This window comes from Mediterranea sp. An20 (genome assembly GCF_002160055.1).
Classification (GTDB): Bacteria; Bacteroidota; Bacteroidia; order Bacteroidales; family Bacteroidaceae; genus Bacteroides; species Bacteroides avicola.
The window spans coordinates 1-11,960 of the sequence record NZ_NFJV01000047.1; the positions used below are offsets into that span (position 1 = coordinate 1).

The following is an 11,960-nucleotide window of genomic DNA, read 5'->3' on the forward strand; positions in this document are numbered from 1 at the left end:
GAGAACATAGTGGTAATTGCTTAAATGTTATACTTGGACACTATAAATTTAATGCTTTTATCGCTATGTTCCTAATTTTCAAAGGAATAATTTCAATCCTTATATCGAACTCACGTTAAGTAAGTAACAGTATTCCCCTCCTTCCAGAAGGAGGGGTGGCACGTAGTGACGGGGTGGTAGGTTTGTAATTGAACTTTTGTTTTCAATCATTTATATGCTGACCTACCACCTCTCTCTTTGGATACTCCTCCTTCCAGAAAGAGGAGTATGCTGTTCTTATTTATATTATGATACACCCTTGTTGTCTTATGCCTGAAGTTGCACAAAGGTTCTCCCCCTGCTGAGGCAGCACAGGGATTCCATGCAGGATTCTTCAGTCCGGGCATGGGAAAATTCAGAAGTACCTACTTTTCCATCATTAAATTCTCCATCCTGTCCCTTGGTGCTATCCTTATGCGGAGGATAGCCGTATGAAACAGCCATAAACTTAAATTTTGCTAATTGGGGCTGTCTGCGGATACTCCTTGGCACTGTTGCGAAAGCGTAATTTTCTCTTAATGACTTTGTAATGTCCCTCCTCTACTTTTGGCCTCGAAAAACATTTTTTTATAAAAAAGGATAACATTATGAAGAAAAACAAGGTTTTCGTTTTAGGTGTTTGCTGCAGCATGCTCTGGGGCATGGGAGCGTGGATTCCTGTGCAGGCCACGGTAGCCGATACGAACGGCGTTTGGCAAGATGTGCATACGGTGGTGTGTTCGGTGAACGACGGACAAGGCCCGGTTATCGGTGCCAACGTGCTTGTGAAAGGCACCGGTAAGGGCACGATTACAAACATTGACGGAAAAGCCACATTGACCAATGTGCCGTCTGATGCCACGCTGGTAGTGTCGTTCATGGGTTACATCACCGCCGAAGTGCCGCTGGAAGGCCGTACTGCCCTCTCGGTCTTGCTGAAGGAAGACTTCCAGACACTGGATGAGGTGGTAGTGGTGGGTTACGGAATCCAGAAGAAGGTTAACCTGACTGGTGCGGTGGAGGAAGTAAACAGCGATGTGTTCAGCGGACGTCCTGCAGCCAATGCCGTGCAGATGCTGATGGGGGTGGTTCCCAACCTGAACATCTCCCTGTCTGACGGCAAGCCCAACCGTTCGGCCTCGCTGAACGTGCGCGGTACCACTTCCATCGGCCAAGGTGGAAGCGCGCTGGTGCTGATTGACGGCGTGGAAGGTTCCATCGACATGCTGAATCCCAATGATATAGAAAGCGTGTCGGTACTGAAGGATGCGGCCGCTTCATCCATATACGGAGCACGCGCACCCTATGGAGTCGTCTTGGTGACTACCAAGAATCCGGCCAAGAACAGGACTACGGTGAACTATTCCGTGAATCTCACCGTGCAGCAGCCTACTGCCGTGCCCGACATTGTGACGGACGGCTATACCTGGGCAGAGCACTTCTACGAGGCCTATTACGCTTATCAGCGTTCCGTGCCTTCGGGTATCAACAAGACGCAGCAGTTCTCCACTGCCTGGCTGGAGGAGTACAGACGGCGCAAGGAAAACGGGCAGCTGGGCACCGTGGTAAGCGACGGCTCTTGGGGCACGACACCGGGGCGCTATGTGTACTTCAACGATGAGACCGACATTTACGGAATGCTGTACAAGAACAATGTATTCTCGCAGACACACAACCTGTCGGTGACCGGAGCCACCGACCGTTTCGACTATTACCTGTCGGGACGCTTCTATGGTTATGACGGACTGTTCAACAGCGATACGCAGACCGACCGCTACAAGAAGCTGAACCTCCGTGCCAAGGTGGGTTACCAGCTCTACAAATGGCTGAAGATAAGCAATAACACAGAGATTGCGCACGACAACTACTACAATCCTGTCACCTATTCGGAAGGCACGGGAAACGTTTGGCGTAACCTGCAGGACGAAGGGCACCCCTCGTCGCCTGTTTTCAATCCTGACGGCACGCTGACTTACAGTGGCGTGTATTCCATCGGCGACTTTCTTTACGGCAACAGCGGACGCACCATGAAGAATGACCTTACGCGAAGCACTACCACACTGGCTGCCAGCTTCCTGGACAACAGGCTGCGCGTGCATGCCGATTTTACGTACAACAACGCCAATTACTACCAGACCATCAAGCGCGTACGTTCCAAGTATTCCAAGACGGAGGGACTGACAGAAACCATATCGGGTACACAGTCGTACATCAGCGAGACGCAGCGCAACAATGTCTACCTCGGTACCAATGTATATGCTGAGTATGAGCAGACCTTTGCCAAGAAACATTATTTCAAGGGAATGCTGGGCTATAATTACGAGCAGTCGCAGAGCAAGCAGCTCTATGCCTACAACGACGACCTGCTGACAGAGAACGTAGAGAACATCAATATGGCCATGGGTACGGACAACCGCTCCATTACTTCCTCGTGGAGCAAATGGCGGACGGTGGGTTCGTTCTTCCGTCTGAACTACGTTTATGACAACCGCTATCTGGTAGAGGTGAACGGACGCTATGACGGCTCTTCCAAATTCCCTTCGCGTCAGCGTTGGGCTTTCTTCCCCTCCGTATCGGCCGGATGGCGCATCAATGAGGAGCACTGGTTCAAAGCCGACCCTCGTAAGGTGAGCAACATCAAGATACGTGCCTCTTACGGTTCGCTGGGCAACGGTAACGTGGCGGCATATTCGTATGACGAGGTATTCTCCTTCTCGAACAGCGGACGCATTTTCAACGGTGTGAAGCCCCGCTATACTTCCATTCCCAATGAGATTCCGGCATCGCTGACCTGGGAAACCTCGCAGACCGTAGACGGCGGCATAGACCTGGGCTTCTTTAACAACCGTCTTACCATGACGGGCGACTACTACGTGCGCCGCACCAAGAACATGTACACCCAGGGGCCTACCTTGCCCGACGTGTTCGGCGCCACCTCTCCCAAAGGTAACTATGCTGACATGAGTACCCGCGGATATGAAATATCGATAGGATGGAGCGACTCCTTCAAGATGGGCGGAAAACCCTTTAACTACTATGTGAAAGCCACGTTGGCCGACTATCAGTCCACCATCGACAAGTTCAACAACAGCACTAAAGCCATCGGCACAGGCAACACGCCCAATTATTACGAAGGCATGAAGATTGGCGAGATTTGGGGATATGTATGTAACGGCCTGTGGCAGACAGAGGAAGAGATTGCCGCTGCCGAAGCCAAGGCACAGGCTGCCGGACAATCTTATTACATGCCCGGTATCCAGACGGAGAAGAACTACAAGCTGCATCCGGGTGACGTGAAGTTTGAGGACTTGAACGGAAACGGATACATTGACCGCGGCGCAGGCACAGCCAATGATCCGGGCGACCGCCGTGTCATAGGTAATGCCGAGCCTCGCTACATCTACAGCTTCTCATTGGGGGGCGACTGGAACAACTTCTACCTCAGCGCTTTCTTTCAGGGGGTAGGGAAGCAGGACTGGTATCCGGGCAACGAGACGGCCGTGTTCTGGGGACAATATAACCGTCCGTACAACCAGATGCCCAAATGGCATGAGAACAACTACTGGACAGAAGACAATCCCAATGCTTATCTGCCCCGCTATGCCGGATACTATGCACCGTTCTATAAGGGCGATAGCAATGCCAATACACGCTATCTGCAAAATGTGGCCTACATACGTATGAAGAACCTGCAGGTGGGCTATCATTTGCCTGCTGCATGGGTCAAGAACCTGCATCTGACGGCAGCCAGCATTTACTTCTCCGGTGAGAACCTGTGGACCTGGTCGCCTCTTTACAAACATACCAAAGACCTGGATGTGACGAACATATACGGGTCGGATGCCGACCTCTCCAGCGATAATGTGGGCGATGGCAACAACTATCCCACCATGCGTAGCTTCAGCATAGGCGTGAATCTTACATTCTGAACTTAAAAGAACTATCTATATATTATTTATTATGAAACATATCCTACGTAACATATCCCTGTTTGCTGCTTCTGCAGTGTTGTTGGCCGGATGCGACCTTACCGAGGAACAGCAGTCTTCGGCCGGACGTAACATGGTCTTCGGTTCTGAATCGGGCTTGCAGGCCTATACTTATTCTTTCTACAACCAGTTGCCCGACTATGACGATGCTTTCAAGCAAGACGGTACGGCTGCCGACTTCGGCGCCAAGAACTCGCTGGGAACTTATGAGAGCGGTGCCTACACGACCAATACCTCTACCAGCTGGAGCTGGTCGGCCCTGCGCAACATCAACTATTTCATCAAGCATAACACCGATGAGGCCGTTCCCGAGAGTGTGCGCGACAATTACACCGGCATAGCCCGTTTCTTCCGCGCCTATTTCTATTTTGACAAGTTGGTGACCTACGGCGAAGTGCCTTGGATAGACGAACCCATAGAGAGTACCGATATGGAGAAACTATATGCGCGGCGCGATAACCGTGATGTCATCATACAGCATGTGATAGATGACCTGGATTATGCGTTCGACCATATCGTCGAAAGCGGCGTGACCGGAAACTCAAACACGGTGAACAAATGGACAGCGGCCTTCTTCAAGTCACGTGTCTGCCTGTTCGAAGCTTCATGGCGTAAATATCATGCCGGAACGGATTACGTGCAGAACTGCAACATTACTTCCGACGAACTTTTCCAGCTCGCAGCCGATGCGGCCGAGAAGGTAATGGGCAGCGGCGTATACAGCATCTATACCGGTACGCCTTATGCCGACGGACGCGGCTCCTATCGCGAGCTTTTCATCAGCGACAATACGGTGACCCAGGAAGTGATGCTGGCCGTATCTACCGATAAGACCCTGCAGATGGGTGAGCAGAACTGGTGGTTCAACTCTTCTACCTACGGGCCTCACCTGTGCATGACACGTCCTTTTGCAAAGACTTACCTGAATAGGGACGGCTCTTTCTACAACGAGAAGAATCCCGACGGCACGTACAAGACATTTGTCGAAGAGACGACGGGACGTGACACTCGCTTGAACGAGACTATACGTGGCTTTGATTATACGCGCAAGAATGCAGACGGTGACTATGTGTTGACCGGTGCCAACTTTACGGGACATACCTTGACGGGTTATCAGTTTACTAAATATGTCATGGATGATGTGTCTTACGACGATGGCCGTACCAACGACAATGACATTCCCCTCTTCCGCTATGCAGAAGTATTGCTTAACTATGCAGAAGCAAAAGCTGAACTGGGAACCATTACTGACAAGGACTGGAGCGAGACCATCGGTGTGCTTCGTCGCCGTGCGGGCATCACAGGAGGCGACCTCGACAAACTGCCCACCCGCATCGACCCTTATCTGCAGACTACTTATTTTCCTGACATTGACAATCCTGTCATTCTGGAGATAAGACGTGAACGCGGCACCGAACTCTGCCTGGAAGGGGTTCGGTTGAACGACCTCAAGAGATGGGCCTGTGGGGAGCTGTGGGAGAGCACCGAGTGGACAGGGGTGTATATTCCTGCACTGGACACCCCCCTGGATATGAACGGTGATGGCGTGTATGACGTCTATTTCACCTCCAACCCGGACTATTCGGGCGAATATTCGTCCATTCTGGTTACGCTGAACGATGTGCAGTCGGTGAAACCGTTGCCTGATGACCCCCATCATGGCTATCTGTATTGGTACAATTTAAGTTCGCGGAAGTGGAACGATAACATGTATCTTTATCCCATCCCACAGGAAGTGATAAACCTGAATACAAATCTTACACAGAATCCCGGATGGTAAGGGCGGTAAGAACTTTTTTCTTGTTGGAACTGTTCTTTATACGTGTGAACTATCTATGCAGGATGATATTTATCTCTTTTTTATTAACTGTTATAATTTTGAATTATGCGGAAATTTTTTTCTCTCGTTTTGACTGCTGTGGCGTTTATATTCGCTGCATGCTCTTCCAATGCCTCTAAGGAGGAAGCTGACAATCAGGAACCGGTGCTGATGAACGTAGCTTCATTCAACATCCGTATGGATACGCCAAACGATGGCGAAAACGCATGGCCTCACCGGAAGGAATTGGCCAAGGCTCTTATCCGTTTCCACGATTTTGATATATTCGGTGTGCAGGAAGCTTTCCGTTCTCAGTTGGACGATTTGTGCGAACTTACGCAATATGCCTGCATAGGCGAGGGGCGTGACGGTAATGATCAGGGTGAACATTCGGCCATTCTGTATAAGAAAGACCGTTTCGACTTGTTGGAGCATGGTGACTTCTGGTTCTCAGAGACTCCTGACCGCGTAGGTCTTGGTTGGGATGCCACCTGCTGCAACCGCATTTGCTCATGGGGTAAGTTCCGTGATAAGAAATCGGGCAAGGAGTTTTTCTTCTTCAATTCTCATTTCGACCATCAGGGAGTCGTGGCTCGTCGTGAGTCAGCCAAACTTCTGTTGGCTAAGATGAAGGAATTGGCCGGTAATTTCCCGGCATTTGCCGTCGGCGATTACAATGCTACGCCCGATTCAGAACCTATCCAGATTCTTCAGTCTGACGGATTGCTGAAAAACTCGTATGATGTGAGCGAGCTTCCTCCTTATGGGACGGTCGGTACTTACCATGGTTTCCAGAAAGATGCCAAAGCCTTGAACCGGATAGACCATATCTTTGTTGCCGGCAACATTCGTGTGTTGAAGTATGGTACGTTGAACGAGATGCCTAACGGACAGTTTCCATCCGACCACTTCCCCATAATGATAGTAGCTGCGATTCAGTAAGCCTCGGTCTTTTTATGGGGCTGGGTGCTGTATCTCGGCTCAGAAAAGGGCGTGCATGGGGATAAATGCACGCCCGTAAATTGCTGGTGTTGAACATTTCCATCATCGGTCGTAACAACGATAGGGATGATTTGATAAATGGCTCCCACCGTCAAGTTAGAAGTGCAACTCCGCCACCGCCTTCCTCCGTCCTTGGAGCGTAGCGGAAAGGGCGGAGGAAGGCGGTGGAAGCCGGGCTTCGGGTCATCCGGCAATACAAAATAAAAAAAGGAGACCGCCGTCTCCCACGGATTAATTACTTTTGTATTGTCAATTATGTATAAGCACTTAACCCGTGAGCAAAGGTACGGAATTTACCTGGGAAAACAAAAGGGTGAGACTCTGGAAATAATTGCTCGTTCTATAGGAGTCCACAAATCAACGGTAAGCCGTGAGGTAAAGCGTAATTCTACGCCGAACGGCAGTTATGTATGGAACAAGGCACATGACATGGCGGAATCCCGCCAGCGTCATTCGCCCGGGAACAGAGGTCTTGCCGAGACGTTGAAATGGCGCGTCACCGAGCTGATAAAGACCGACCAATGGTCTCCCCGTTAGATATCCGGACGTTTAAGGATGGAGGGTATAAACGTCTCCCATGAAGCCATTTACGGCCTTATACGCAAGGATGAAAGCGGAGAGTTGGCTTCCCATTGCCGCCATAAGATGAAATATAAGCGCAAGGCCTCCCGCCGGCATGAAACCAAGGCTACGAACATCCGTAACCGCATAAGCATACACCAACGTCCGGTGGAAGCCGACGGCAGTCGTTTCGGAGATTGGGAGATGGACCTCATCGTGGACAAGGACAGCAACGCCATCCTGACGCTGACGGAAAGGAGCACGAACTTCCTGCTCATGGAGAAACTCAAACAGGGAAAGAAGGCCGGACCGGTGGCGAAAGCCGTGTGGAGGCTGCTTCTGCCTTACAAAGGGGAGGCCTTGAAGTCCATAACCACGGACAACGGCAGCGAGTTTGCGGAGCACGAATGGATAACCAGGAAACTGAACGTACCTGTGTATTTTGCCGATTCCTATTGCGCGTGGCAGAAAGGAGCCATAGAAAACGCCAACAAGCTGGTACGCCAATATATCCCGAAAGGGACAGACATCAGCACCGTCACAGAAGGAAAAATTGCTAAAATCAGGAAGAAAATCAACGCTAGGCCCAGGGAAAAGCTCAATTTCCTGACGCCTAAGGAGGTCTTTTTCAAAAATATTTCGTAATGTTGCACTCGCTGGTTGACTCTGTCCATTCCGCAATGTGGCGGTAGTACAACACTGCCCAGCGGCACCGCCAACAGGCTGATACCTTGAATACCCGTTTTTGACATTCCAATCAGCAATGCCGAAAGGAAAAGCATCCCCCAGTCCGAGGGGATTGTATCCACATAGAAAAATCCATTGAGTCATAGTTTTGATAAGCCTAAAACACGTGTCAGTTCTTGCTTCATGATGTCGGCATCCACATCTTTCCCCGTCCAATATTTTATGGCTATCATGGCTTGGTAAACAAGCATGTTCATTCCGGGCAGGACATGTTTGCATCCATTTGCCAAGGCATCTTTTAGCAAGTGCGTATAAACCGGATTGGGGATGCAATCTGCCACTGTCATCTGTGGAAGTAATGTGTCCATGCGGATATTGAGACGCTGCTCCACGTTAGGATATAAGCCTACGGGGGTTGCGTTGATTACGATGTCTGCATCAGAAGGAATGCTGAATGCCTGATTCCAGGGCAGGAATGAAGCCTTTGCCGGTGTGCGGCTGTTCAGCAAATCCGCCAATGATTTTCCCCTTTCACTCACATTCACGATGATGATTTCTTTGGATCCGGCCAATGCCATTTCTACAGCTATTGCCCGGGCAGCCCCGCCTGCACCGAAGATGACAGCCTTTTTACCGGGTATGGATGTTACTTCCGAGATAGCCTTGACAAAACCTTTCCCATCCGTATTTTCACCTGTTGTTCTTCCGTCCGGACCGATTACGACTGTATTCACCGCACCGATAATCTGTGCAGACTCTCCAATCCGGTCTAAATACTTCATGACTTCCACTTTGTTGGGAATGGAGCAGTTGAATCCCCGCCATCCCATTGCCTTGGCACCTTCAACGGCTGCATGTAGATTCTCGGAACCTACTTCGCAATTGATATAACGATAATGCAGTTGATGGTGGCGGAATGCAGCTTCCATGATAGCCACGGTGGGGTTTTCTGCTGCAGGTTTTGCAAACGACCCAAGCAATCCGGGCAGAAAGTCGGGCGATACAATCTTTTGTTCTTCAATGTTCATAATACCAATCTATTTCATTTCGTTTGACACTGCAAAGTTAGCGGCAAAAAAAGAAACGGAATACCATTATATTTGCAGCATCATCCGTTATATTTGCAACTGAATAAGAAAACCTGAATATGCCGATATTAGAACGTAAGATTGTACATGACATGGCAACGGTATGTAGCCATATTTCCTATCCCCGCTTTGTGCTTCCCTTGCACAAGCACGTGGAATACGAAATCATGTTGTTCACTCAAGGCAACGGGAAACAGTTTGTCGGTGAGGGAATATCAGAATACAAAGCAGGAGACATAGCCCTTATAGGAAGCAATGTACCTCATCTTCACCTATGCCATACTAAACTGAATTCCACATCTGCAAGTAACCCGGAAGATGAATGGAGTGCGGGGGAAGCCATACAGTTCAGACCGGAAATTTTCCCGGAACAGATGAAAGACATTCCTGACTATCGTTTTATCTATGACTTATTGCAGAAAAGCCAATATGGAATTCGTTTTTACGATGAAGGACTGTTTGATACAATGTTGGAGATGATACAGGCATTCGATTCTTCCGAATATACCTCACGACTTATCTGCCTGCTGCGTATGCTCGAAAAACTGCATGAAAGCCGGCATTTTAAACTGCTCTCCGACACTGCGTATAATCAAGCGAATTCTATTCCCGATGTGAAAGAACCTGTCAATAAAGTATATACCTATCTTTATAACCATTTCAAGGAAAAAGTGACTTTGGAGGAGATAGCGGAATTTGTCAAACAAAACCCTTCGGCTTTGTGCCGGTACTTCAAACAACGCACGGACAAGAGCATTTTCCAATGTCTGGCAGAGATACGTATTGAACACGCATGCAAATTGCTGACTTATTCAAACATGAATATTTCACAAGTAGCCTACGAATCAGGGTATAACAGTGTTACTCATTTCATTGCCCAATTTGAGAAAATCACTAAACGTACACCATCTGAGTATAGAATGCAGATAAAATTGTGAGAATACTTCCAACATTAAATTTAGCGTGCTCAAGTTGAGGTTTAGCGTGCTCAAGTTAAGGTTTAGCTTCCTAATCTTTAGGTTTGGCAAGTTTAAGTAAATGTGCAAAATTACATGATACTAAACACAGAGGCACGGAGACACAGAGCTTTTTGTTTTCTTGTCCATAGCTCACAGAGTTAATTTCCTTTCTCTCGTATGCGGCGAAGCCGCGGACTCTGTGCCCTCCCGTCATTTTTCCCGACAGACAGTTACAGAACTTTGTGTCTCTGTGTCTCTGTGTTTGATAAAAACTAATTCTGATTGATTACTTGACCAAAAAAATAAATATAATTCATTTGTCAGTTTTGCAGAAGATTATTATCTTTGTTCATAAAGAAAATCAGTGAATTATGGCAGATGTCGTAAAAATAGCATCCTATATCTGTATGCGTTATCAGCAGCAGTATAGTAAGGAGATTGATGAAATGAAGTTGCATAAGCTACTTTATTTCACTCAGCGTGAGTCTATTATCCAGACAGGAGAACCATTGTTTAAGGATTGTTTTGAAGCCTGGAAGTATGGTCCTGTAATGGTCTCTATACGACAGAAATATCGGGATAATGCATTACATGAAGAATTGTCGCCTGAAATAATAAAGAACTATAAATCTGTGTTTGACATGGTATTTGAAACATATGCACAAAAGGATTCTTGGAGTTTGAGTAGCATCACACACGGAGAATACGCTTGGCAAAAAGCAAGACAGAAGGTTACGGCAGAAAAGCAACATGTGCTTATCATTACAGATGATATAAGAGAAGATGCAGAACGGGTAAAAATCAGACGTTTTATCTATGAAAAGGTAAATTCCTTAATAACAAAAACAAACGATCATGCAAATAACTGAAAAGCAACAACAATGGATAAATTCTCTTGTTTGCGAACGCCTGTCTTCTAACGAAAATAATCTTAGGTTGGTTGACGCTTTTTGTAATGTAAGAAACGAAAGCTTGGAACACACCCTAAAGAACGAAGCCTATGAAGAAGACGAGGCTGGAAATATTGCTTATTATCTCATTAAAGACAAAGATGAGAACATTCTCTTCTATTTCTCTATCAAATGTGGAATTCTATATGATTTGTTTGGTGAGAAAGAAAAACTACGCAAAATAAACGACCTTTTCCATTTTCTCGTAGAATTAGAGAAAGATCCCTCTTCTACGAAAGAGGACAAAGAAACCATTGCTTCTATTCTGGAAAGCATACGTACAAGAAAAGGGCTGGTAAAAAAAGAACTTTCTAAAATCTCCCACATAAAGAAAAATCAGATAATCGAAGATTTGGCAAAAGAATCTGAAGACAATCTGAAAAGAGTGGGAAAGACTTTTGCCGGTGTTGAAATTGTACACTTTTGTGCAAATGACAATTATCGGCCATTTTGGGAGAAATTAAATATCAAACAAAAAATGGGAACCGTTGTTTTCTGGCATTTCCTGATTCCTAAGATTTGTGAGTTAAGAAAAATCGTAGGTTGTGAATGCCTGTTTCTGTTCGCAGCAGATCTGACTCCTGATGAACTTCTTGTCAATTATTATAAATCCAATTTAGGTTTCAGAGATTCTAATGAATATGGTACGGCAATCCCACTTTATGATTATGCATGCAAGTTCATGTACCAAGAATTAAAGGATATTGAAGAAAAAAGAAAGAATTTCTATTTGGAATTTAATCCTGATGAAGAAAGTGTTTAATTTTATAAGAGCCTGTTTAAATTTTAAAGTTTAATATAGAAAGAGTGTTTCTTCTTTCTTCGGAAATGATTATTTTTAAGTTTCCACACTTGAAATAATTATGTATCCGACAGATTTAGAAGAA

The 11,960-nt window shown here is 47.0% G+C and carries 7 protein-coding genes and 1 pseudogene; 7 read left to right on the forward strand and 1 reads right to left on the reverse strand.

Annotation, left to right across the window (positions count from 1 at the left end):
• Positions 1-626: 626 nt before the first annotated feature.
• The 4 genes and pseudogenes from B5F34_RS16525 to B5F34_RS16540 all read left to right on the forward strand — a co-directional run bounded on the left by B5F34_RS16525 (position 627) and on the right by B5F34_RS16540 (position 8,034).
• Positions 627-3,947 (forward strand): TonB-dependent receptor, encoded by a 3,321-nt coding sequence (locus tag B5F34_RS16525; RefSeq protein WP_087340879.1) that lies wholly within the window; start codon positions 627-629, stop codon positions 3,945-3,947.
• A gap of 31 nt (positions 3,948-3,978) precedes the next feature.
• Positions 3,979-5,787: a RagB/SusD family nutrient uptake outer membrane protein gene (locus B5F34_RS16530; RefSeq protein ID WP_087340880.1), complete on the forward strand. Its 1,809-nt coding sequence runs from the start codon at positions 3,979-3,981 to the stop codon at positions 5,785-5,787.
• A 105-nt stretch (positions 5,788-5,892) separates the two neighbouring features.
• The gene (locus B5F34_RS16535; RefSeq protein ID WP_087340881.1) at positions 5,893-6,768 is read left to right on the forward strand and encodes an endonuclease/exonuclease/phosphatase family protein; all 876 of its coding nucleotides are present in this window, start codon (positions 5,893-5,895) and stop codon (positions 6,766-6,768) included.
• 315 nt (positions 6,769-7,083) lie between these two features.
• Positions 7,084-8,034: pseudogene (locus B5F34_RS16540) on the forward strand (IS30 family transposase).
• A 182-nt stretch (positions 8,035-8,216) separates the two neighbouring features.
• Here B5F34_RS16540 and B5F34_RS16545 read toward each other — a convergent pair.
• On the reverse strand, positions 8,217-9,104 hold the full coding sequence (locus B5F34_RS16545) for a shikimate dehydrogenase (RefSeq protein ID WP_087340882.1): 888 nt from the start codon (positions 9,102-9,104) through the stop codon (positions 8,217-8,219).
• A 119-nt stretch (positions 9,105-9,223) separates the two neighbouring features.
• On the opposite strand from B5F34_RS16545, the gene B5F34_RS16550 reads away from it, so the two are divergent.
• The 3 genes from B5F34_RS16550 (at position 9,224) to B5F34_RS16560 (ending at position 11,836) form a co-directional block, all read left to right on the forward strand.
• Positions 9,224-10,102 (forward strand): AraC family transcriptional regulator, encoded by an 879-nt coding sequence (locus B5F34_RS16550; RefSeq protein WP_087340883.1) that lies wholly within the window; start codon positions 9,224-9,226, stop codon positions 10,100-10,102.
• Positions 10,103-10,494: 392 nt separating this feature from the next.
• Positions 10,495-10,992 carry a type II toxin-antitoxin system antitoxin SocA domain-containing protein gene (locus B5F34_RS16555; protein WP_087340884.1) on the forward strand — a complete coding sequence of 166 codons (498 nt, stop codon included), beginning with the start codon at positions 10,495-10,497 and terminating at the stop codon, positions 10,990-10,992.
• On the forward strand, positions 10,979-11,836 hold the full coding sequence (locus B5F34_RS16560; protein ID WP_087340885.1) for a hypothetical protein: 858 nt from the start codon (positions 10,979-10,981) through the stop codon (positions 11,834-11,836). The genes B5F34_RS16555 and B5F34_RS16560 overlap by 14 nt, the downstream gene beginning before the upstream one ends.
• Positions 11,837-11,960: the final 124 nt, after the last annotated feature.

Bases quoted from the DNA above. Each gene is read 5' to 3' on its own strand.
- B5F34_RS16525 (WP_087340879.1), top strand. From the start codon at position 627: ATGAAGAAAAACAAGGTTTTCGTTTTAGGTGTTTGCTGCAGCATGCTC.
- B5F34_RS16530 (WP_087340880.1), top strand. From the start codon at position 3,979: ATGAAACATATCCTACGTAACATATCCCTGTTTGCTGCTTCTGCAGTG.
- B5F34_RS16535 (WP_087340881.1), top strand. From the start codon at position 5,893: ATGCGGAAATTTTTTTCTCTCGTTTTGACTGCTGTGGCGTTTATATTC.
- B5F34_RS16545 (WP_087340882.1), bottom strand. From the start codon at position 9,104: ATGAACATTGAAGAACAAAAGATTGTATCGCCCGACTTTCTGCCCGGA.
- B5F34_RS16550 (WP_087340883.1), top strand. From the start codon at position 9,224: ATGCCGATATTAGAACGTAAGATTGTACATGACATGGCAACGGTATGT.
- B5F34_RS16555 (WP_087340884.1), top strand. From the start codon at position 10,495: ATGGCAGATGTCGTAAAAATAGCATCCTATATCTGTATGCGTTATCAG.
- B5F34_RS16560 (WP_087340885.1), top strand. From the start codon at position 10,979: ATGCAAATAACTGAAAAGCAACAACAATGGATAAATTCTCTTGTTTGC.